22 protein-coding genes are annotated in these 22,198 nt (G+C 61.6%); 18 read left to right on the top strand and 4 right to left on the bottom strand.

Features of this window, described 5'->3' with window-relative positions:
• Nucleotides 1–65 precede the first annotated feature (65 nt).
• The gene (locus tag A5892_RS13740) at nucleotides 66–1,118 is read right to left on the bottom strand and encodes an AraC family transcriptional regulator (protein ID WP_064123281.1); all 1,053 of its coding nucleotides are present in this window, start codon (nucleotides 1,116–1,118) and stop codon (nucleotides 66–68) included.
• Nucleotides 1,119–1,384: 266 nt separating this feature from the next.
• On the opposite strand from A5892_RS13740, the gene A5892_RS20520 reads away from it, so the two are divergent.
• The 7 genes from A5892_RS20520 (at nucleotide 1,385) to A5892_RS13710 (ending at nucleotide 6,943) form a co-directional block, all read left to right on the top strand.
• A complete protein-coding gene (locus tag A5892_RS20520; protein WP_190295613.1) occupies nucleotides 1,385–1,522 on the top strand; it encodes a hypothetical protein in 138 nt (45 codons plus the stop codon).
• 619 nt (nucleotides 1,523–2,141) lie between these two features.
• On the top strand, nucleotides 2,142–2,699 hold the full coding sequence (locus A5892_RS13735; RefSeq protein WP_150123555.1) for a hypothetical protein: 558 nt from the start codon (nucleotides 2,142–2,144) through the stop codon (nucleotides 2,697–2,699).
• 195 nt (nucleotides 2,700–2,894) lie between these two features.
• Nucleotides 2,895–4,289 (top strand): flagellar filament capping protein FliD, encoded by a 1,395-nt coding sequence (gene fliD, locus A5892_RS13730; RefSeq protein WP_064123279.1) that lies wholly within the window; start codon nucleotides 2,895–2,897, stop codon nucleotides 4,287–4,289.
• Nucleotides 4,290–4,867: 578 nt separating this feature from the next.
• Nucleotides 4,868–5,254 (top strand): flagellar export chaperone FliS, encoded by a 387-nt coding sequence (gene fliS, locus A5892_RS13725; RefSeq protein ID WP_064124513.1) that lies wholly within the window; start codon nucleotides 4,868–4,870, stop codon nucleotides 5,252–5,254.
• 82 nt (nucleotides 5,255–5,336) lie between these two features.
• Nucleotides 5,337–5,612, top strand: coding sequence for a flagellar protein FliT (gene fliT, locus A5892_RS13720; protein ID WP_190295612.1), 276 nt, complete (start codon nucleotides 5,337–5,339; stop codon nucleotides 5,610–5,612).
• A gap of 3 nt (nucleotides 5,613–5,615) precedes the next feature.
• Nucleotides 5,616–6,662, top strand: a complete 1,047-nt coding sequence (gene fliK / locus A5892_RS13715) for a flagellar hook-length control protein FliK (RefSeq protein WP_064123277.1) — start codon at nucleotides 5,616–5,618, stop codon at nucleotides 6,660–6,662.
• A complete protein-coding gene (locus tag A5892_RS13710; protein ID WP_064123276.1) occupies nucleotides 6,659–6,943 on the top strand; it encodes an EscU/YscU/HrcU family type III secretion system export apparatus switch protein in 285 nt (94 codons plus the stop codon). Before fliK ends, A5892_RS13710 begins: the two co-directional genes overlap by 4 nt.
• A 7-nt stretch (nucleotides 6,944–6,950) precedes the next feature.
• Here the strand turns inward: A5892_RS13710 and flhC are convergent, their stop codons facing one another.
• From flhC to A5892_RS13695, 3 genes are all read right to left on the bottom strand, one after another.
• The gene (gene flhC, locus A5892_RS13705) at nucleotides 6,951–7,493 is read right to left on the bottom strand and encodes a flagellar transcriptional regulator FlhC (protein ID WP_027350616.1); all 543 of its coding nucleotides are present in this window, start codon (nucleotides 7,491–7,493) and stop codon (nucleotides 6,951–6,953) included.
• Nucleotides 7,486–7,830, bottom strand: a complete 345-nt coding sequence (gene flhD / locus A5892_RS20515; protein WP_190295611.1) for a flagellar transcriptional regulator FlhD — start codon at nucleotides 7,828–7,830, stop codon at nucleotides 7,486–7,488. The genes flhC and flhD overlap by 8 nt, the downstream gene beginning before the upstream one ends.
• Nucleotides 7,831–8,451: 621 nt before the next feature.
• On the bottom strand, nucleotides 8,452–9,780 hold the full coding sequence (locus A5892_RS13695; RefSeq protein WP_064121411.1) for an IS110 family transposase: 1,329 nt from the start codon (nucleotides 9,778–9,780) through the stop codon (nucleotides 8,452–8,454).
• Between the two features lie 472 nt (nucleotides 9,781–10,252).
• On the opposite strand from A5892_RS13695, the gene motA reads away from it, so the two are divergent.
• The 11 genes from motA to A5892_RS13640 all read left to right on the top strand — a co-directional run bounded on the left by motA (nucleotide 10,253) and on the right by A5892_RS13640 (nucleotide 22,086).
• Nucleotides 10,253–11,131: a flagellar motor stator protein MotA gene (gene motA, locus A5892_RS13690; RefSeq protein ID WP_064124511.1), complete on the top strand. Its 879-nt coding sequence runs from the start codon at nucleotides 10,253–10,255 to the stop codon at nucleotides 11,129–11,131.
• Nucleotides 11,128–12,060, top strand: a complete 933-nt coding sequence (gene motB / locus A5892_RS13685) for a flagellar motor protein MotB (RefSeq protein ID WP_064123275.1) — start codon at nucleotides 11,128–11,130, stop codon at nucleotides 12,058–12,060. The genes motA and motB overlap by 4 nt, the downstream gene beginning before the upstream one ends.
• A 79-nt stretch (nucleotides 12,061–12,139) precedes the next feature.
• Nucleotides 12,140–14,167, top strand: coding sequence for a chemotaxis protein CheW (locus A5892_RS13680; protein WP_064123274.1), 2,028 nt, complete (start codon nucleotides 12,140–12,142; stop codon nucleotides 14,165–14,167).
• Nucleotides 14,167–14,691, top strand: a complete 525-nt coding sequence (locus A5892_RS13675) for a chemotaxis protein CheW (protein ID WP_043447712.1) — start codon at nucleotides 14,167–14,169, stop codon at nucleotides 14,689–14,691. The genes A5892_RS13680 and A5892_RS13675 overlap by 1 nt, the downstream gene beginning before the upstream one ends.
• Nucleotides 14,692–14,693: 2 nt before the next feature.
• Nucleotides 14,694–16,325, top strand: a complete 1,632-nt coding sequence (locus A5892_RS13670) for a methyl-accepting chemotaxis protein (protein WP_064123273.1) — start codon at nucleotides 14,694–14,696, stop codon at nucleotides 16,323–16,325.
• A 53-nt stretch (nucleotides 16,326–16,378) separates the two neighbouring features.
• The gene (locus A5892_RS13665; protein ID WP_317627697.1) at nucleotides 16,379–17,173 is read left to right on the top strand and encodes a CheR family methyltransferase; all 795 of its coding nucleotides are present in this window, start codon (nucleotides 16,379–16,381) and stop codon (nucleotides 17,171–17,173) included.
• A complete protein-coding gene (locus tag A5892_RS13660) occupies nucleotides 17,170–17,787 on the top strand; it encodes a chemotaxis protein CheD (protein WP_064123271.1) in 618 nt (205 codons plus the stop codon). The genes A5892_RS13665 and A5892_RS13660 overlap by 4 nt, the downstream gene beginning before the upstream one ends.
• Nucleotides 17,784–18,857: a protein-glutamate methylesterase/protein-glutamine glutaminase gene (locus A5892_RS13655; protein ID WP_064123270.1), complete on the top strand. Its 1,074-nt coding sequence runs from the start codon at nucleotides 17,784–17,786 to the stop codon at nucleotides 18,855–18,857. Before A5892_RS13660 ends, A5892_RS13655 begins: the two co-directional genes overlap by 4 nt.
• A gap of 88 nt (nucleotides 18,858–18,945) precedes the next feature.
• Nucleotides 18,946–19,335 carry a chemotaxis response regulator CheY gene (cheY, locus tag A5892_RS13650; protein WP_064123269.1) on the top strand — a complete coding sequence of 130 codons (390 nt, stop codon included), beginning with the start codon at nucleotides 18,946–18,948 and terminating at the stop codon, nucleotides 19,333–19,335.
• A gap of 48 nt (nucleotides 19,336–19,383) precedes the next feature.
• Nucleotides 19,384–20,058: a protein phosphatase CheZ gene (gene cheZ, locus A5892_RS13645; RefSeq protein WP_064123268.1), complete on the top strand. Its 675-nt coding sequence runs from the start codon at nucleotides 19,384–19,386 to the stop codon at nucleotides 20,056–20,058.
• Between the two features lie 699 nt (nucleotides 20,059–20,757).
• Nucleotides 20,758–22,086: an IS110 family transposase gene (locus tag A5892_RS13640; RefSeq protein WP_064121411.1), complete on the top strand. Its 1,329-nt coding sequence runs from the start codon at nucleotides 20,758–20,760 to the stop codon at nucleotides 22,084–22,086.
• Nucleotides 22,087–22,198 lie beyond the last annotated feature (112 nt).

Here is a 22,198-nt window from a genome sequence, read left to right as displayed (position 1 = left end):
TCCTCGCCCTATCTGCCGTGGTGCTCTGGCCAATCAGGGTGTCGGCAAGGTCGGGTCGGGGAGCTTCATAGTCTGCTCATCCAGTTCATCAGCTCGCTCTGGTCATTGCCGCCGGAGGCGGTGCCGTCGAGCATCTTCTTGCGCAGCCCGCGCAGTGAGGTGCCATACAGTGTGGTGAAATGGTGGCGCAGTACATGCACTTCCAGCCCGCATCGCCGGGCTATCGCGGCAATGGTCAAATGCGCCATGGAGGGCGTTCTGAACATACGTGCGGCCATGGCCAGGCGCCTGTTGCGGATATGGGTCGCGACGCCGCCTAATGGCTCGAAGAGGCGGTAGAGGCTGGTGCGGGAGAGGGCAAATTTGCGGCATAGTTCATCAATGCTGATCGGGGTGGCGAGATTTGCTTCGATGTAGAGGCATATCTTCTCCAATGTCGAACCCTTCTCTATCAGGTTGAGCACTTCTTTCCCGCTTACCAGGCCTAAGATGTTGAGAAGAACGGATAGGCCGCTTTTGCCGATCGTCATTATTTCTTCATCATTCATTGCATCGAACAGCTCCAGCATACTGGAGAAGTTTTGCCGCAGAAGCCGATTGAGCGGACTCGCGGCCGTCAGTGAGTGGCCGTGGAGGCTGCCGATGTCTATGTTGAAATCCAACGATGACCGAGGAATGAAAATGAACTGGAATTCGGCTTGTTCTCTATCAGGAGGTAAGATGATATCGAGGTCGATGGGTTGTGAGAGATCTTGGATGAGTACATCGCCGGGTAATAGACTGGTCGTGTTGCCATAGCAGCGACACACCACCATGCCGGAAACGACGATAATGATGAGTGCGTGATCGGGTGCACTGAATCGCTGCTCCAGGCTACGGTTCAGCCTCATCGGGCTGAGCGCCATCATCCCGGTGATCAGCTTGCCGAAATAGTGCGCATAAGCCGACCACTCAAGGGCTTCCGGTGGCATGTTATCGCGCAGCTGGGGCGACAACGCCGAACATCTGAGAATGGTTTGCAGCTTCTCGAAACGCTGTACCGGCAATGAATAGCGTTGGCTTCTATCCTTCAGGGTTTTCGTATTGTTCTGCGTCATTCTGTTGTCCGAATGTGCCATCGTTACTCCGTCAGGATGGCGTGCGTGCCGTCTTATCCGGTAACCCGGTATCGACCACCCCGTTTGTTGGGTTAAATACACCGCTGATGTCTTGCTGCAGAGCGTCATGCTAGATGAAAAAAATGTCAGTCACCGCCCACTTTGCTGAAAGATAGGGGATTGCGATCGCCGCAGTGACGAGATTAGTGTGATAAATCTTTCACTGTCATTAAACATGTTTTCCGTGTTTTACATAAGGATTAAAATGTAACTAAAAGCGATCGAGCATGGCACGCAAAGATATGGAAATGATACGTTATGAGATGTTTTTGAAACAGGAGGTGATGTTTTGGCCAGAAAAGCAGGTTGCTAACAAAACAGGCGCCATCGCCAGGCAGGCGCATGGTGTTGATTTTTTTGGCTAAATGCTTATTGCCAAAGAAATTTTTGATTAATCGTCGAATTCGATGTTCGCCGCTTTAGCCCGCGCGGGGGGGCTCAGAGGTTCTTCAACTCGTTCAGAATGGCCGAAATATCCGGCTTCGTGCAGATCCATCGATAAGGCTCGGAGAGGAAAGGCTGTTGAGCCAGTCTCCATTAACGTGAAAGAAAACGCCGTAAAAGAAACCGCTATGAAAGAAATCTCCGGGGAAAAAATCGATGTGAAGAGAAATCGGTGGCTCGATAATTACATGCTACGTTGAAAAATTCCCGAGGTATTCATTCACTTCTTGTAACCTCCGCTGCGCACTTCTTTTGCTTGGTCTACCCGGTCTGGCCCTCCTTCCATTGGTGGATTTGCTCAAATGAGACCTGGCAATGAGCGCGGGTGATCCTCTTGTACTAGCGCCTTTGGCGCCGATGGGAAGTGAAAGGCCAGACAGTTCAGGGGCGGAGGCGGGATGAGGTCGGGGTCCTGTGGTCGCGGGACAGGCGGGCGGATTGATTTTGGTGCGGTGTAACTATTTGTTTTTGTGACATTTTTTTTGGATTTGCATGATTTGGTTCAAGTCTTGTTGTGAAAGTGGGTAAAATAGCTATCGTATGAGTAACAAGCGTGAGTGGAATGTGGTCCGTGGTCGTGGGCGCTTTCACATTGCTGCTTCAACGAGTATCTGGCGCTTCATGCAACAAGGATTTCAGATGTCCCGGCCGGTCCCCATCGCTTTTTCCCTGCGTTACTATCGGCGAGCGTTGGTGCGCGCCAATCGTTGGTTGGGTATACCCAACTGGACGTGGTGCCTGCTCGCTTCGGGCTCGGGGTTGGTGGCAACCCTGATCTTTTCCGGTGGAGACTATCTTTCCCGCTTGCCTTTCGACCTGCTCTACTGGCTGCTCGGCGCGGTGGTGCTTTGGGTTGTCCTGAGTCTCTTTTCGCCCAGTCGCAAGCGCCTGCAGGCCGTAGCCGTCGAGGAGCACCGTGCCGATGTTGCTCGTACTGCCCTGGCCTGTCGCGTGCCTTTGTCTGGCGTCAAGCTGGTAGACAACGACGCTGAGTACGACCTGCTTGCGGCTCAGCTGGCCGAGAATGGGGAAAGTGCTGTTGCCGAAACGCCAGAGACCAAGTCCCGCCCCCGAGATGCATCGTTACCCACCCGATAGTGTGCCTAGGCGGCCGCAGCAGTGGCCGCCGTGCGCTTTCTCTGCTCCACCAGCCGACACCGCTCCCGCCTCCGCTTGATCCATATTTCCTGATTCGAATTCATCCGTGATAAAGGGTTAAACCTTTATCGCACCATGCCGATAGCCATGTCATGGGAATGAAAATTCCACCAATGACTTGCTTGGGACATCGACATGGCATCGACGATAACCTCACTGGGCGTGGGTTCGGGGCTTGACCTCACTAGCTTGCTGGCACAGCTGCGCACCGCGGAGGAGAGCAAGCTCACCCCTATTGCCACTCGGCAAAGCAGTACCCAGACGAAGATATCGGCTTTCGGCACCCTGGCCACCTCGCTGGAAAGGCTCCAGGAGGCGGCGGCCGGGCTGAGCGATGCTTCTCTTTACAGCGCAACGGCAAGCAGCGGTGAGCATTCGGCCTTCGATATATCTACCGGTTCGGACGCTCAGGCTGGACGTTATGAAGTGCAGGTCTCCCAGCTGGCGTCAGCTCATTCCATCGCTACCGCCACGGTGTCCAGCAAGACTGAAACGCTCGGTAGCGGCAGTCTCACCCTGGGGGTCGGAGACCAGTTGGTGTCGATCGAACTCCAGGACGCCACGCTCGAGTCGATTCGCGATGCGATCAATGCCCAGCGGGACGAGGATGGTAACCCCCTGGGCCTTACGGCGGCGATCGTCAACAGCCGTAGCGGTGTCGGCGGGGAGGAGAGCTACAGCCTGGTACTGACCTCGCGGGAGACCGGCAGTGCGAATGCCATAGGCACCGTCGCCTTTACGCCGGCCGCTGGGTCCACGGAGGATCTTACCCAGCTGTTCGCGGTGGAGAATCGTACCGCTGAGGTAGCGGCGAAAGACGCGGAGTTCACTTTGAATGGTATCCAGATCATTCAGGGTAGCAACCAGATCCAAGGGGTGATCGATGGGGTGGACATTACCCTTAAATCGGTGACTGATGGGCAGCCCCAAGTCTTCACGATTGCCAGCGATACTTCCGCGATCAAGGCCGCGGTCGAAGAGTTCGTCGGTGCCTACAACGACTATCTGTCGCTCGCCGCGTCACTGGGCAGGACCAATCCGGAAGACCCCTCCAACAGCGGCGCGCTGGTGGGCAATTCAGCGCTGCGCTCCATCCAGGGGCAGCTACGTTCGGCGCTGGGGGCGGATGCCCAGCTCGGCTCGTTGGAGACCCTGGGAATCACCACCAAGCTCGATGGCAGCCTGGAGATCGATGACGCCGTCTTGAGCGCTGCGTTATCGGCGGACATCGACGCGGTGTCTCAGACGTTGATGGGCAGCGGTGACAGCGGGGGCCTGATTGGGCGGCTTTCGAGTACGCTCGAGGGCATGCTGGATGGCAGCAGCGGACTGATCAATACTGCCACCACTGGCCTCGAGGCCCAGCTCGATAGGTTGGGGCAGCAATACGACACCATGTCTACGCGCATCGATGCCACCATGGAGCGCTATCGCAGGCAGTTCGTCGCGCTCGACCAGATGATGTCGAGGATGACCAACCTTTCCAGCCAGCTGACCCAGCAGTTCGATGCACTCAATAGCAATAACTGACAATTGCAGCAGGGTGATTGTCGAGAGGTATGGGGGAGGGGTTCGAGGTTGGCGACGAGTCGTGGTTCGACTGCCCTCGTTCCTCGGGCGCTCACCACGAACGGGCTGGGTGGCTCCTTCCTCGCTGGCTATCCGAGCATCCTGAGCAAGCGAAGCGAGTCGAAGGACACGACCGGGCTTGTTGGCTGCCCTCGTTCCTCGGGCGCTCACTACGAACGGGCTGGGTGGCTCTTTCCTCGTCGGCTATCCGAGCATCCTGAGCAAGCGAAGCGAGTCGAAGGACGCGAACGGGCTTGTTGGCTGCTCTGGTTCCTCGGGTGCTCGCTACGGGCGGGTTGATCGACCATTTGCGTGCCATGGGTGCTTTCCACGAACTCTTTACCGTTCGCACCTGAGGGCGGTTCGGCGAGCTCACCCTATATTGAGGCTCTTTTGGTTCTGTATTTTCGAGCGCAGGTGCTTTTCAGACAAACCGCAGGATTAATCATCGAGAAGCGGGCTTGTGGACGCGTTGCTTGCCGCATGAGCGGTTTCCCCGCTCGGCTATTCTGATCGAAAGTGCCTACAGGGTGAATATGATGCAAATTCGCAGAGGTGCTCAGGCCTATGCCCGGGTAGGGCTCGAAACGGCAGTAATGAGCGCGTCTCCTCACCAGTTGATCGTCTTGCTGTTCGATGGCCTGGACAAGGCCATTCTTCAAGCTCGCTGGGCCATTGAGCAGGGTGACATCGCGATGAAAGGGGCAATGCTGTCCAAGGCGATCGCTATCATCGACGAAGGCCTGAGGGCGGCCTTGGACGTCGAGAAGGGAGTGATCGGGGAGGATCTGGAGCGACTCTACGCCTACATGTCGCATAGCTTGGTCAAGGTCAATGCAAGTAACGATCTCGATCTACTTGGCCACGTCGAGCAGCTTGCCGGTGATATAGGCGGAGCTTGGCGTGCAATTGCCCCAGGCGCCTAATGCCATGCCGCCCGATAGCCGCCAACTCGTGAGCCTCGATCTCAACGAGCGATACCGTTCTCTTCTGGCTCGGACCGATGTGATGCTAGGTCTGGCGAGGGAGCAATGCTGGGATGAGTTGATCGATGAGGGAGTGGGGTACCTGATCCAACTGGAAGCGGTGATGGAGGCGGACATAGCGATCGAGGAAGCGTTCGCCGTGCGTCTCGAGCGCCGGGAGCTGGTCGCGAAGATCATCGCCAACGATGCTGAAATCAGAAATTACTTGCGACTGCGCAGGGAAGAACTGCGTGGATTGATGCGACATACCGATGCCTCCAAGCGCGCGGGGATCGCCTACCAGCGCTTTCAGGAGTGAGCCATGTCCACCATCTCGCCGCTGATCGACACTTTGCTGCATCACGTGCTCGGGCGGCGTGGCGAGTTGGAGCGGCACGCGTTGCCGCCTCGTGGGCCGATGGTGGTAAGTGGGGCGAGCGAGGTGCAAGGGCAGCTCCGCGGAGAACCGGGAGGGGGCAGTCTGGCGTCATCGAATGCTCCTTCGCAAAGCGTGAGCCGTGGTGTTGGGCCGGGTGAATCGCGCGCTGATACCGGCGGTGATGCGGCTGACAGGAACCAATCATCGAGAGGCGAAAGGGAGAATCTCAGTCGAGAGGCGCGCGCCATCGCCCAGGTGCTGGGGAAGTTTCCGCAGCCAGCATCGGTCATGCCGCTGCCTGGGTTTTTCCGGACGCACGCATCGGTCGCCGCTTCTGCTCAACTTTCGGCTGAAGCTGAACTGGTCGATGGCTTGGAGGGCTCCCGCTCGCTCCCAGCGATGCGGTTGGATGCCGGCACCATAGCCAGCTCGTTGCGAGAGGGTGTGATCGACAGCGGGCTCTTCTATGAGCGCCATCTGGCCTTGGCGCTCATGGACAAATGGCCGCTTACGAGGCTTGCGCATGAGCCCCAGGCGAGGAGGGCCGCTGAGTCCGGCTCGGCCGTGGAGGATGATCTCGCCCCGATCGTTCGTCATCAGTTGGAGCTGCTTGGAGGGGAGCCGCTCAGGCTGCAGTTTCCGCTCCATGCGGGAGTCGTCGCCAGCCTTGAGATATTCCTCAGTGAGGAAGAAGGCGAGAGCGGGCCGGAAAGCGGTGAGGATGTAGAGGGGGATGGCCAGCCGTCGGAGAGCCTGCGCTGGCAGACCAGGATAACTGTCGACCTGCCCGCGCTGGGCAGGGTGGAGGCTAGCATTGGCAGGTATTCGGACGGGCTGCGTATCGAATTGCACGGCGCGAGCGAAGCGGCGTGCGTCGCGCTCACCGACGGTGGGAAGACGCTCGAGGCTGGACTAGACGGCCAAGGGCTCGCGCTGTCCGCCCTGAGTGTGGAAGCGCTCAATGTAAAAGCGAGAGAGGCGGGGCTATGAGCGAGCGTGTCGAGCGCGCGGTGGCGTTACGCCATGACGATGGCGAAGTGCCGCATGTCGTTGCGAAAGGCTATGGATCGGTCGCCGAGCAGATCATTGAGTTCGCGATGCGTCACGATGTCCACGTCCATCGTTCTCCGGAACTGGTGGGGCTGTTGATGCGCTTGGATGTCGACCAGCGAATTCCGGCGGAGCTGTATCGGGCAGTCGCCGAATTGCTCGCCTGGCTCTACATGGTGGATGGCATGGTGGATGAGGCAAGTAGCTCGGGTGGGAAGTGACGAGGCGTCAGGTACGCTTCGCTCGCTGTGCCGCTTTGCGCGTCTTTCCCGCGCGCGATGGAGGCTGGCAGATTCCGCATACGTAGTCGTGATCGATGCTGTGGGCATGGGCGACGAAGCGGCCGCCGCAGCGGCGGCAAACCGAAAGCTGCATCATCCCGCTCTGGAAGAAGCGCACGAGCGTCCAGGCGCGCGTCAAGCCTAGAACCGGCTCCCTGTCTTCGAGCATCGATACCTGCTCCAGATAGAGCCGGTAAGCCTTGACCATGGTGGCCATTCGCGTCTCTGTGCCGAGCAGCGATAGTGACTCATAGATGTTGTAGAACAGCGACGAATGTATGTTGGGCAGCCAGGTCACGAACCAGTCGGTCGAGAATGGCAGCATGCCTTTGGGCGGGGAGACCCCATGTATTTCCTTGTAGAGCTTGATCAACCGCCCACGGCTCAAGCTGGTCTCCGTTTCGAGTACCTGGAGTCTGGCGCCTAGTTCTATCAGCTCTATCGCGAGCTGGATCTGGCGCATCTCACCAAGCAGGCTGCGGTCAGCCATGGTGAATCTCTGCTTGCGCTGGCTGGGCTGCGACGTGCTGCTTGCCTGCCAGGAGCAGTGCCGTGTGCGTGCGCTGAACGTCTTCGTGGGGAGTTTCTTCGACCAGGCGATTGAAACTTGCCGTGTCCTGTATCGTCAGTTGGCACAGCAGCTGGTTGGAGTTGGCCAGCTTGGCCAGCTGGCTGAGGGGGGCGGCCACGAGCGCGTCAGCCATCGCCGGGGTGAGCTTCAGGCGAAAAATGGCGAGGGTCCGGTCGTCCCGAATCATCCTCTGCACCAGCATCAGGTACGAGAGATTGAGCTGTCGTATATCGTCCAGCAGTGATTCATCGATCATCGTGCTTATTACCAAGGCTGTTGTTGTCCGGCACATTGCATATCGAAGGAGCATCCATCGGTCGTCCTGCGTCTGGGCGTGTGCATGAGTACGAGAGGGGGCTCTGCTCCGTGTCGGCGCTGTGACTCTCGATCGTGACCTGAATGAAACGATGGGCCGCTTTTTTGGAACGTTTGGATGGTACTTTTCATTACATTTATTTGCAAATTGGTTGAACAGCAGCAAAAGTGGTGTTTTTAGTTTAAAAAAGGTAGCTTTCCGAGCTCGCATTCACCCTCGAAAAGTCCCTTCTTGCCCTAGCCACGCCGCTTTGCACCCGTTTCTTCCTTCCCCTTGTTCTACCGAGAGACGGCTCACATAGGTGAATCGGTTCTTCACTCAGCTTACGTGATCCTTGTAAACGCCATTCTTGCCCCTCTACGGGCTCCGAGACGTATGGGCGCTCGTCGAATTACAGGCTGGAGCAAGCATTGGGGGGATTGGAGGTTGGCGCCGGGGCCGTGGTTCTGGTTCGAGACGCTAGTCCCTCGCTCCTTTCCATGAACCCCCTCCGAGTTCTCCTCGACAGGGGGATGATCAGGGGGGAGATTGGGCGGTCGTCATATCGTTCTTCCTCAACTTTCAGGCAGAAGCATTTTGAGCTTCAGTCTGGATAGGCGTCACGGAGAACCCGAGCTGCTTGGCGAGTCGACGCATGGAACGTTGTTTGGTTTCCAGCGCCTGTGCCTCGTAGTACTGGAGTCCGTGTTCGACATAGTCCAATCCTTTGACCATGACGCGCCAGAACAGCGCCGCGAGTTTGCGCGCCAGGGCGATATTGGCGATCAATCCACCTCGGCGACCCGCCATCCGACGGTAAAAACCGCCCAGCGCAATGTGTTTGCTGCGGGCGAGGCTGCGGGCCATGACGCAAAACAGGCGCCCAGCACGATTACGCCTGCGCTTGGCCGAGCGTTGGCGCTTACCGCTCTGATGACTCCCGGGGGCCAGCCCGGCCCAAGCGGTGAAGTGTTTCTCGGTCGGCCACTGGGTCAGGTCGGTTCCCACTTCACCTATGAGTTGCAGGACGCTGTAGTCCGTATGGGCGGGAAGCACGGTGAGATCATTGCCTCCACACAGAGCCACCAGCATCGGATGCAGGTCATCGATCTGGGGTGCATTGGCACCGCCTCGCTTGTGCGCCTTGGACGGCGGCGACGTCGGAGGATCGACGTCGATCGAACGGAGCACCGCTTCGATCTGTTGGTCGCAAGCCCTGATCAAACGCTGGTAGTGCTCCCAGCTTTCCAGCGCCTGGCGCAACGCGAACAGATGCTCCTCGGCCCAGGTCCCTTGCAGAGAGGCTTTGATCCGTTCGGCCTTCTGCTGGCGGATCTGCACGTCGCACAAAGCCAGCAGTCGCTCAGGATCGCGTTCACCCTCGAGCATCGACCGGATCACCGCCATGCCGCTGCGGCCCACCAGGTTGCTGATGACATCGTGCAATTTGATGTTCATCCGCTCCAAGGCCTTCTGCAGATGCTGCACATGCCCTGCGGCCAGCGTGATGTGGTCCTGACGCAATCGCAGGTAATCCTGCAAGCGCCGGATCTCGGCTGGGGGCACGAAGCCTGCCCGCAAGAGTCCGTGCGCGTGCAACGTCGCTCCCCACTGGCAATCCTTCATATCCGTCTTGCGACCCGGCAGATTGCGGGTGTGCTTACCGTTGACCATCAGCACCTGTAGCTTCGCGGCTTCCAGCACGCTGTACAGAGGCAGCCAGTAGATCCCCGTGGCCTCCATGGCCACCGACTTCACCTTCTGCGACAACAGCCAGTCACGTAGCTCATGCAGCTGTGCCGTGAACGTGCCGAAGACCTTCGGCTCCCCCCCGGCAATCGACACATACATCTGCTCGCTGCCGACATCCACGAAGGCTGCCAATGGATCCAATACCGGTAAGTGGGCCATCTCATAGCTCCTGGGAACGGGTCGATGGAGAAAGGGTTACCGCAAGCCCGGTCGTGTTCTGGGAAGACAAATCTTTCCAACGGGAAGCCAGGCTCACCATAATGCGCAGCAGCCCACGACCAGAGCCATTCTCACCACCGGGCACCCGGCACCAAAAGACATGCGGCCACGCTGCTTGCGGCAACACAGCCATGCTACTCGGGTTCAAGGTCCATGCGCAGTGCCATCGCGATGGCACAGGAGGCTCACCACGAACGAATCAAATAAGCCCGTTCGTCCCGAGGGCGAGGAACGAGCATCGAGGGATCGTGCAGCGGCGCCGGGGCCGTGGTTCGACTCGCCGGCTATCCGAGCATCCTGGGCGCTCGCAGCGGGTCGAAGGACTCCAGCGGGTTTTGAAAGCAACGCTAAAGATCACACCGCACCTGCCGATAGAGGGGGTTGAACTCATCAGTAAGCGGTGGACCCCTTCGTGCTCATATTGCTTGGCTTCATCGCCATCCTGGTTTCGGTCTTCGGCGGCTTCATGCTCGCGGGAGGCCATCTGAGCGTCCTGTTCCAACCGGTCGAGTTCATCATCATCTTCGGTGCGGGCTTCGGTGCCTTCATCGCCAGCAACAATGGCAAAGGCATCAAGGCCACCCTCGCGACCCTGCCGAAGCTTCGCCGCAGCACCCGCTACGACAAGCCCACCTGCATGGCGTTGATGGCGCTGCTCTACGAGATTCTCTCCAAGGCTCGGCAGGAGGGGATCATGGCGCTTGAGGCCGATATCGAATCTCCAGGCGAGAGCGAGCTGTTCGCGCGCTACCCCCAATTGAGAGACGACCCCCTGGTGCTCGACTTCATCCTCGACTACCTGCGCCTGATGCTCAGCGGCAACATGGATGTCGCCGAGATCGAGGCGTTGATGGACCATGAGATCGAGACTTTCGAACACGAGGCCGAGATTCCCGCCAACAGCCTCGCCATGGTGGCCGATGGCATGCCCGCCTTCGGTATCGTTGCCGCGGTGATGGGCGTGGTCCATGCGCTGGGTACCGAAGGGCTCGAACCCGACCAGCTTGGCCCGCTGATTGCCCATGCCATGGTCGGTACCTTCCTCGGCATCCTGGTCGCCTATGGCTTCGTCGCGCCGCTGGCCACGCGTGCGCGTCATCAGGTCTCCGAGGCGATCAAGCTGCTGCAGTGCGTCAAGGTGACGATGCTGGCGCACCTGAGCGGTTACGCGCCGCAGATTTCGGTGGAGTTCGGCCGTAAGGCGCTTTTCTCCTCCGAGCGCCCCTCGTTCGAGGAGCTCGACCGCCAGGTGCGTGACGTTCGCGGCGCAGCGCGCCAGGAGCGGCTGTGAGCGCGCCTCGACGAAAGATCATTCGTCGTGGCAAGCAGGCTCACGGCAGCCATGGCAGCTGGAAGATCGCCTATGCCGACTTCATGACCGCGATGATGGCGTTCTTTCTGGTGATGTGGCTGCTCTCCGGCGTCAGCGCCGCCCAGCTGGAGGGTATCAACGAGTACTTCCGTACGCCGCTGACGACCTCCCTGGCAGGGGGCGAGCGCAGTGCGATGAGTCCCAGCGTCATCCCGGGCGGCGGAGACGACCCGATCCATCTCAGCGGGGAGGTGGCGCTGGTCAGCCGAGTGAAGACGGACGGCGACGACGCTCGTCGGCTCGACCCGGCCACTCGGCGGGCCTTGGCGCGATTGACCACGGTGATACAGCAGGACCCGGCGCTGTCCGCGCTGGGTGAGCAGCTGCTGGTCGAGGTGATCGACCAGGGCATTCGCATCCAGATCATCGATGGTACGCAGTCGCCGATGTTCCAGCTCGGCAGCGCGGAGATCACGCCGCGGATGAGGCGGGTGCTCGATGGACTGGCGCCGCTGCTGGCCGAGGCACCGCACGGTATCACGCTGACCGGGCATACCGATGACCTGCCCTATGCGTCGGGGCCGGCCGGATACGGTAACTGGGAGCTGTCCACCGAGCGCGCCAATGCGTCGCGGCGGGAGCTGATGCGCGTTGGGCTGCCGGAGCCGCAGCTGCTGAGAGTGACCGGTATGGCGGCGACGATGAATCTTTCGTCCATCTCCCACGATCCGATCAATCGTCGGATCAGCATCGTGCTCCTCAGCGAGCAGGCCCGTGCCTCGATCGATGGCGAGCGGCGCACCATCGAGCGGGGAGAGGGCCTCACCCCGGAGCAACTGCAGCTCGATCAGCAGCAACCTCTTTCATTGGCTTCCGATATGGTCGCGCAGCCTCGCCCATTGCGCTGACCCGGGCGGGGTTTCCCGCGTATCCCGTCCCCGGTTCGTGTATCGATCCGGGGTCCACCATCCTGTACAGGTGATCAGCATGGAGTTTTCTTCCTTTCACGACACCTTCTTCGACGAAGCGCAGGAGCTTCTCGACGACATGGAGGCGCTGCTTCTCGGCCTTGACGTCGAACGGCCGGACCCCGAGACGGTGGCGGCGATCTTTCGCGCGGCGCACTCGATCAAAGGAGGCGCGTCGACGTTCGACTTCACCGCCCTGCAGCGTACGACCCACGGTCTCGAGAATCTGCTCGATGGCGTCCGCCAGGGGAGCCTGGCGCTAAGCCCCGCGAGCATCGACCTGATGCTCGAGGTGCGGGATTCGCTGCTTGGAATGCTCGCCTTCCATCGCCGGGGAGAAGCGCCCGACGAGGGCGCGATGGCACGCGCCACTGGCCTGCTCACCGATCTCGCCGCCACGATGCCCGCCAAGGGAAGCTCGGCCGAGACCGTACGGGAAGATTCCGCCCAGCCGACCGATACCGCCCAGCATGCCGGCGACACGATGCGGCTCGCGGTACGCCTGCAAGGAGTGGATGACGAAAGCGCGGAGGGGATCTGCGAGGAGCTTGGCCTGTTCGGCGAGCTTGGCGAGGTCAGCGTCGAGAACGGGGTGATGAGCGCTACGCTTGCGACCCAATCGAGCATCGACGATATCTCCAGCGTGCTCTGCTTCGTGCTCGAACCCGAGCAGATATCCCTTACGCCCGTCGAGCCGGTCGAGCCCGTCGAGTCCATCAAGAAGGCGCCGCAGGCATCCGCCCCCTCCGCCGCTGCCAAGGAGATGCCGCGAGAGCGTGCCGCCGCTCCCGCCCGGCGCAGCGAGCAAAGTTCTACCCTGCGGGTCTCCACCGAGAAGATCGACCAGATCCTCAACCTAGTCGGCGAGCTGGTGATTACCCAGGCGACGCTCGAGCAGGCCGCGGCCTCGCTCGACTCCAGGGCCCACGAGGATTTGATGCGCGGCACCAGTCTGCTGCAGCGCAATGTCCGCGACCTGCAGGAAGCGGTGATGTCGGTGCGCATGCTGCCGATCGATTCAGTGTTCAACCGCTTCCCGCGTCTGGTCCATGACATGGCCGGCAAGCTGGGCAAGCAGGTCGAACTCGAGACCCGGGGTCACGATGTCGAGCTCGACAAGGGCTTGATCGAGGGCATCGTCGACCCGCTCACGCACCTGGTACGCAACAGCCTCGATCATGGCGTCGAACTGCCCGAGCAGCGGCTCGCCGACGGCAAGCCCGAGTGTGGGAGGCTACTCCTGTCGGCGGCTCATCAGGCTGGCAACATCGTGATTGAGGTCGCCGACGACGGCGCCGGGTTGAACCGGGAGAGAATCCTCGCCAAGGCGCGCTCGAACGGGCTCGAGATCAATCCCGCGATGAGTGACGAGGCGGTATGGGATCTGATCTTCGCACCGGGTTTCTCCACCGCCGTCGAGGTGACCGATCTCTCCGGCCGCGGAGTCGGCATGGATGTCGTGCGCCGCAACATCGTCGGCATGGGAGGGAGCGTATCTCTCTTCTCGACGCCGGGGCAGGGCACCACCACCCGGATAGTACTGCCGCTGACGCTTGCGATCCTCGATGGAATGTTGACCGAGGTCGGCAATGAGACCTTCATCCTGCCGCTGAGTGCGATCGCCGAGTCGATACAGCTCGACCCGAACTCACTCAAGCGGCTGCCAGGCGGCGGGCGGGTAGTACCGATTCGAGGAGACTACCTGCCGCTGATCGAACTCGGCGGACTGTTCCATGTCCCCGGGGCCGAGCGCGATCTCGGCAAGGCGATCGGCGTGGTGGTCGAAGCCGACCGGGCCCGCTACGTGCTGCTGGTCGATCGTCTGATCGGCCAGCGGCAGGTCGTGGTGAAGAGCCTGGAGACCCACTATCGCCGGGTACCCGGTGTCGCCGCGGCAACCATTCTCGGTGACGGTACGGTCGCGCTGATTCTCGACCTGCCGATGCTCGCCGCCCTGCAGCATGAAGGGTTGCCGGGCGATACGCCGCCAGCCCCTGTCCAAGCCATTTCCTCTCAGCCATCCATCGTCTCAGGAGTAGAGATCTGATGAACATCGCCTCGACGCTCAAGCCCAGTGCTAGGGATGCCGCTGCCGCTCGCAAGGAGTACTTGAGCTTCCGGCTCGGTGATGAGGAGTACGCGATCGATATCCTTCGCGTGCAGGAGATCCGCGGCTACGACAACATCACCCGGATCGCGGGAACGCCTCCTTTCATCAAGGGCGTTACCAACCTGCGTGGAGTGATCGTGCCGATCGTCGATTTGCGCATCAAGTTCGAGCTCGAGAGCGTCGAATACGATCACCGCACGGTGGTGATCGTGCTCAATATCGGCGATCGGGTGGTCGGCGCGGTGGTGGACGACGTCAAGGACGTCCTCTCGCTCTCTCCCGACCAGCTGCGTCCCGCGCCCGAATTCGGCGGTGCGATGTCGGTGGAGTATCTCGAAGGCCTGGTCGACCTGGACGATCGCATGCTGATCCTGCTCGACATCGAGAGGCTGATGAACAGCCGCGAAATGGCATTGGTCGATGCCATGGAGCGGGGCGGCGCCGAGGATCATGGAGAGTGACCATGGCGCTGCATCAGGCTACCGACGGCCGCGAGTACGTGCTTGGTGAAAGCCAGTACCTCTACTCCAGAACCGACCTGGACGGCACCATCGTCTACGCCAACAAAGCGTTCGTCGAGGCCAGCGGCTACTCGATCGATGAGCTCTACGGTGCACCGCACAACATCGTTCGCCATCCGGACATGCCGGGAATCGCTTTCGCCGATTTCTGGCGTACGCTGCGCGCCGGGCGTACCTGGGTGGGGCTGGTCAAGAATCGGCGCAAGAACGGCGGTTTCTACTGGGTTCGCGCCTATGTGAGTCCGGTGTTCGAGGCCGGTCGATGCATTGGCTATGCCTCTATTCGCGTCAAACCGAGCATCGAGGAGATATCCCAGGCCGCGCGCGGCTATGCGGCGATCCAGCGCGGCGCGCGCATCAAAGTGCGCGATGGTGGCTTCGCTCGCCCGGGCGTGCTCGGCTGGCTGATGCGCTGGCGCAGGCCCAGCCTGAGCAAATCGCTGACGCTGCCTTTGGCTGGCGCCATGCTCCTGTTGCTGGCGCTGCTGGGCGTTGCTTTCCAGCAGGAGCATCCCTCAGGGATCGTCTTCGCGGCCCTGTGCGCGGCGATCGCGCTGGTCGCTTGCGCCATTTGGCGAGTGGAGCGGCGGGTATTGTCCGGGTTGCGCCAACTGCGCGAGATGTCCATCCGCCTTGCCGCGGGGGATCTGCTGGTCGAGTTCGGCAGCCGCGGCGATGACGAGCTCGGGCGGCTGTTCGCCGCCCAGGCGCTCCAGGCCAAGAGCCAGCTCAACCTGTTGGAAGGGGTTCATAGCGCCTCGGCGACCCTGCACGGGCGCTGCGAGACTGTCAGTACAGGGAGTCGCGAGCTGGAGCATCGGACCCAGGAGGAGTTGGTATCGATGCGCCAGACCAGCGCCAGTCTCGATCGTCTCACCGAGGCGGTAGAGCTGAATGCCGAGCGTGCCCGCCAGGCGCATGACCTGGTCGAGCAGGCGAGCACCACGGTGGAACGCGGCGGCCGGGACATCGAGCGGATGGTGACGACGATGGATGAAGTGCGTGCGTCTTCTCGCCAGATCAGCGAGATCGTCGGGATGATCGACTCGATCGCTTTCCAGACCAACCTGCTTGCGCTCAATGCATCGGTCGAGGCTGCGCGCGCCGGCGAGCAAGGGCGAGGCTTCGCGGTGGTGGCCGGCGAGGTTCGGGCGCTGGCGAACAAAAGCGCCGATGCCGCGCGCCGTGTCGCTTCGCTGGTCGAGGACACCCGCACCAAGATCGATGGTGGCAGCCAGGAGGCTGCAGCCGCGGGAGAGACCATGCGCGCGATCGTCGATTCGACCCAGCGGGTCAACCGGATCATTGCCGAGATCTCCTCCGTTTCGAAAGAGCAGAGCGAAGGTATCACTCAGGTCGGCGATGCGATGCGAAGCGTCGACAGTGCGGTGCAGCAGAACGTCGCATTGGTGGAGAGGCTAGGCATCTCCGGGCGCGAGCTCAAGTCCGAGGCCGATGCGCTCGATGCCACGATCGCCGGTTTCCGCGCCGGCGCCAGGCAGAAAGGGCGTCGTCTTACCCGCGGCCTTGGCGCGGGTACAGGCGCGGTCGCAGCCACCGACATGGTCCATTGAGCATGCAGTCGCGGGGAGTGGGTGCGACGGAGTCCGTGACCCGGGATCTGGTGATGAGCGATGAGGACTTCGAGCGCATCCGTGACTACATCAGGCGTCGGGCGGGCATCTCCCTGGCCCCGCACAAGCGCGAGATGGCCTACTCGCGGCTCGCCAAGCGGTTGAGGGCGCTGGGGCTGGCGCGCTTCGACAGTTACTTGGCGCTGCTCGAGCGTGCCGACGCCGAGGAGTGGGAGTACTTCGTCAATGCGCTGACCACCAATCTGACCGCCTTCTTTCGCGAGCCGGCCCACTTTCCCTTGCTGGCCGACCATGTGCGCGGCTTGGGTCGCCCGCCGCGGATCTGGTGCTGCGCCAGCTCGACCGGAGAGGAGCCGCTGTCGATCGCGATGACGCTGTGCGAGACGCTCGGCGAATCGGCCTCCCGCTCGCGCCTGCTGGCAACCGACATCGATACCCAGGCGCTGGAGCGTGCCAGGGCCGGGGTCTACCCGCTTGCCGCAGCGCAGGCGATGGGCGAGGCGCGGCTGCGGCGCTTCTTCCTGCGTGGCACCGGCGAGCGATCCGGCTGGGCCAAGGCGCGCCCCGAGCTGCTGGGCATGATCGAGTACCGAAGGCTCAATCTGATGGAGCCGCAGTGGGGGATCGATGAAGGGTTCGATGCGATCTTCTGCCGCAACATCATGATCTATTTCGATCGCGAAGCGCAGACCCGGCTGCTCGAGCGGTTCGCCCAGCGGCTGGTGCCGGGGGGGCTGTTCTTCGCCGGTCATTCGGAGAATTTCAGCCGCCAGACCCAGGCGCTGCGCCTGACCCGCAACACGATCTACCAGCGAGTGGCGTCTTGAGACGGCTCTCCGGGGCGATCGAGGGCGTCGAGCTCGAGGGATGGCGGGCCACGCATCGCTACTACGAGCCGCTGGTCAACGCGGCCGCGGTCAAGCTGCTGCCCGGTGAGTATTACGTCAGCGTCGCTGGCGAGGCGTTGTGCACCGTACTGGGCTCATGCGTTGCGCTGTGCCTGTTCGACCCGGTGACCAAGGTGGCGGCGATGAACCATTTCCTGCTCCCGGGCGATGCACCGATGGCGGTGAAGCGTGCGCATGGCATGCGCTATGGCAATACCTCCTGCGCGGTGCTGATCGCGACGATGGTACGCGCCGGGGCCCGGCCCGAACGGCTCGAAGCCAAGCTGTTCGGAGGCGCTTCAGGATTGACCGGCGTCGCTCAGTCGGTATTGAGGGTGGGCGAGCTGAACGCCCGCTGCGGGGAGGCATTCGTCGCGGCCCACGGCCTTCGGCTGGTCGCGAGCGATCTGGAAGGCCGGCAAGCACGCAGGGTGCTGTTCGATACCGAGTCTGGGCGGGTGAGGGTGCGGCGTTTGGGCGTACGTGAAGGAAAGATCGATCAGGTCACCGTCACCGGTTTAATCGAGCCAGGTGCAAGAAGGGAGGCGCCATGAATGGCGAAGGGGTGAAGCAGGAAGACGGGCGGAAAATCCGCGTGCTGGCGGTGGATGACTCGGCGCTGATGCGGCGCCTGCTGACCGATATGGTCAATGCCGAACCGGATATGGAGATGGTCGCGACAGCGCCTGATCCACTGGTCGCGCGGGACCTGATCAAGCGTCATACGCCGGATGTGATCACGCTCGACGTCGAGATGCCGCACATGGACGGGCTCGACTTCCTCGAGCGTTTGATGCGGCTGCGGCCGATGCCGGTCGTGATGGTCTCGACGCTGACCCAGCGGGGGTCGGAGATCACGCTTCGGGCACTCGAGCTGGGCGCGGTCGACTTCGTCGCCAAGCCCGGCAGCTCGCGCGGCGAGGGCATGGAGCACTACGCCCAACGGGTGGCGGACAAACTGCGCGCAGCGGCGCAGTCCAAACCGCGCCGTCTGCATGTGGGCGGGCAGGCGAGCCCGATGCTGACGCGACGTGCGGGCGCCGGCTTCCGGCTGATCGCGATTGGTGCCTCCACAGGCGGTACCGAAGCGATCCGGCAAGTGCTAGAACCGCTGCCGGCCGATATGCCGCCGATCGTGATCACCCAGCACATGCCCGCTGGATTCACCCACTCGTTCGCCGAGCGGCTCGACCGGCTATGTCGACTCCACGTCAAGGAAGCGGAGCATGGGGAGCCGCTGCGGGCTGGAACCGTCTACATCGCGCCGGGCAGCCATCATCTGCGCGTGCTCGGCACCGCAGATCATTGGCACTTGGCGCTCGACGACGGCGAGCCGGTGAATCGGCATCGGCCCTCTGTCGACTCGATGTTCGAGTCGCTCAAGCGTTTCGCCGGCCCGAGCCTGTGCGCGGTGATCTTGACCGGTATGGGGCGCGATGGCGCGCGCGAGATGCTCGCGCTGCGCCGAAAGGGGGCGATGACGATCGGCCAGGACGAGGCGAGCTCGGTGGTCTACGGCATGCCGCGGGAAGCCGCGGCATGCGGCGCGATCGCCCGCGTACTGCCGATAGGATCGATCGCCGGCGCTTTGCTCGAGCCGCCCGAGCGCGGCGTGCTCGACTGATTGGTTAGGCCAGCGCCCGAACCGGCGGGCGGTACGGCGACATTGATGACCGGTTCGACCTCCATCTGGCTGCGGTAAGGAGATACCCATGGCCGACAAGCAAATCAACTTCCTGGTAGTGGATGATTTTCCCACTATGCGGCGCATCGTGCGCAATCTACTCAAGGAGCTCGGCTACCAGAACGTCGAAGAGGCCGAAGATGGGCAGCAGGCGCTCGAGCGGCTGCGCGCGGGAGGCTTCGACTTCGTCGTTTCGGACTGGAACATGCCCAACCTCGATGGCCTGGAGATGCTCAAGCAGATCCGCGCCGACCCTGCGCTCGCTTCCCTGCCGGTGCTGATGGTCACCGCCGAGGCGCGCAAAGAGAACATCATCGCCGCGGCGCAGGCGGGAGCCAACGGCTATGTGGTGAAGCCTTTCACCGCGGGCACGCTCGAGGAAAAGCTCAACAAGATATTCGCCAAGCTCGAAAAATGACGCGGGTGTGGTAGAGCCGGCTGGAAGGGATACGTGCAGGAGGAAGCGATGAGCACTAGGGCTGACAAGGGCGCCAAGCGTCGTGGCGCGCAACAACAGAGTGACGTAGACGAAGAGGAGCTTCTCGATCGGATCGGGCGGCTTGCGCGTTCACTGCATGAGAGTCTCAAGGGGCTCGGGCTTGATCAGCACGTCGAGCATGCCGCCGAAGCGATTCCCGACGTTTGCGATCGGCTCCACTACATCTCGAGCGCCATGGAGAACGCCGCCAACCGCTCGCTCAACGCGATCGAAGCCGCCCAGCCGCTGCAGGATCGTCTCGGCCGGCAGGCCAAGTTGCTCGACGAGCGCTGGCAGCAGTGGTTCGACGCGCCGCTGGACAGCGAGCAGGCCAAACACCTGGTCAACGACACCCGCCGCTATCTAGGCAATGTGCCAGCGGATACCGACGCGACCAGCCAGCGGCTGCTCGAAGTGGTCATGGCCCAGGAGTTCCAGGATCTCAGTGGCCAGATGGTCATGCGGATGGTGGAGAGCATGCGAACGCTTGAGAGCGAGCTGATCCAGGTGCTGCTCGACTACATGCCCGAACGCAGTGGTGACACCAAGCCGAGCCCGAAGGAAGAAGATCTCGAGGGCCCGCAGCTCAATCCCACGCGTAGGGACGACGTCGCCAGCAACCAGAGCCAGGTCGACGACCTGCTGGACAGCCTCGGCTTCTGAAACCCTGATCGTTCGTGTCTCTCGTCGTGCTTCTTGTTGGAGATGCTCGGATAGCCGGCGAGGGACGAGCCACCCAGCCCGTTCGTGTCCTTCGACTCGCTTCGCTCGCTCAGGATGCTCGGATAGCCGGCGAGGGACGAGCCACTCAGTCCGTTCGTGTCCTTCGACTCGCTTCGCTCGCTCAGGATGCTCGGATAGCCGGCGAGGAACGAGTCTCCCAGTCCGTTCGTGGTGAGGAGCGAGGAACGAGCGTCTCGAACCACGGCCTCGTCGCCGCTGCTCGATCCCTCGACTGGCGTTCCCAACTGTCGCATTGAACCGATGTCTTGGCGTGTAGGAACGCCGCTCGGGACGAACGGGTTTATTGATCCGTTCGTGTCCTTCGACTCGCTTCGCTTACTCGGGATGGTCGGATAGCCGGCGAGGAACGAGCCTCCCAGTCCGTTCGTGGTGAGCCTCCTGTGCCATCGCGATGGCACTGCGCATGGACCTTGAACCCGAGTAGCATGGCTGTGTTGCCGCAAGCAGCGTGGCCGCATGTCTTTTGGTGCCGGGTGCCCGGTGGTGAGAATGGCTCTGGTCGTGGGCTGCTGCGCATTATGGTGAGCCTGGCTTCCCGTTGGAAAGATTTGTCTTCCCAGAACACGACCGGGCTTGCGGTAACCCTTTCTCCATCGACCCGTTCCCAGGAGCTATGAGATGGCCCACTTACCGGTATTGGATCCATTGGCAGCCTTCGTGGATGTCGGCAGCGAGCAGATGTATGTGTCGATTGCCGGGGGGGAGCCGAAGGTCTTCGGCACGTTCACGGCACAGCTGCATGAGCTACGTGACTGGCTGTTGTCGCAGAAGGTGAAGTCGGTGGCCATGGAGGCCACGGGGATCTACTGGCTGCCTCTGTACAGCGTGCTGGAAGCCGCGAAGCTACAGGTGCTGATGGTCAACGGTAAGCACACCCGCAATCTGCCGGGTCGCAAGACGGATATGAAGGATTGCCAGTGGGGAGCGACGTTGCACGCGCACGGACTCTTGCGGGCAGGCTTCGTGCCCCCAGCCGAGATCCGGCGCTTGCAGGATTACCTGCGATTGCGTCAGGACCACATCACGCTGGCCGCAGGGCATGTGCAGCATCTGCAGAAGGCCTTGGAGCGGATGAACATCAAATTGCACGATGTCATCAGCAACCTGGTGGGCCGCAGCGGCATGGCGGTGATCCGGTCGATGCTCGAGGGTGAACGCGATCCTGAGCGACTGCTGGCTTTGTGCGACGTGCAGATCCGCCAGCAGAAGGCCGAACGGATCAAAGCCTCTCTGCAAGGGACCTGGGCCGAGGAGCATCTGTTCGCGTTGCGCCAGGCGCTGGAAAGCTGGGAGCACTACCAGCGTTTGATCAGGGCTTGCGACCAACAGATCGAAGCGGTGCTCCGTTCGATCGACGTCGATCCTCCGACGTCGCCGCCGTCCAAGGCGCACAAGCGAGGCGGTGCCAATGCACCCCAGATCGATGACCTGCATCCGATGCTGGTGGCTCTGTGTGGAGGCAATGATCTCACCGTGCTTCCCGCCCATACGGACTACAGCGTCCTGCAACTCATAGGTGAAGTGGGAACCGACCTGACCCAGTGGCCGACCGAGAAACACTTCACCGCTTGGGCCGGGCTGGCCCCCGGGAGTCATCAGAGCGGTAAGCGCCAACGCTCGGCCAAGCGCAGGCGTAATCGTGCTGGGCGCCTGTTTTGCGTCATGGCCCGCAGCCTCGCCCGCAGCAAACACATTGCGCTGGGCGGTTTTTACCGTCGGATGGCGGGTCGCCGAGGTGGATTGATCGCCAATATCGCCCTGGCGCGCAAACTCGCGGCGCTGTTCTGGCGCGTCATGGTCAAAGGATTGGACTATGTCGAACACGGACTCCAGTACTACGAGGCACAGGCGCTGGAAACCAAACAACGTTCCATGCGTCGACTCGCCAAGCAGCTCGGGTTCTCCGTGACGCCTATCCAGACTGAAGCTCAAAATGCTTCTGCCTGAAAGTTGAGGAAGAACGATATGACGACCGCCCAATCTCCCCCCTGATCATCCCCCTGTCGAGGAGAACTCGGAGGGGGTTCATGGAAAGGAGCGAGGAACGAGCGTCTCGAAC

It is taken from the genome of Halotalea alkalilenta (assembly GCF_001648175.1).
GTDB lineage: Bacteria > Pseudomonadota > Gammaproteobacteria > Pseudomonadales > Halomonadaceae > Halotalea > Halotalea alkalilenta_A.
Note: the sequence above shows the minus strand (reverse complement) of the source record. Positions and strands in the feature narration are given on the sequence as shown.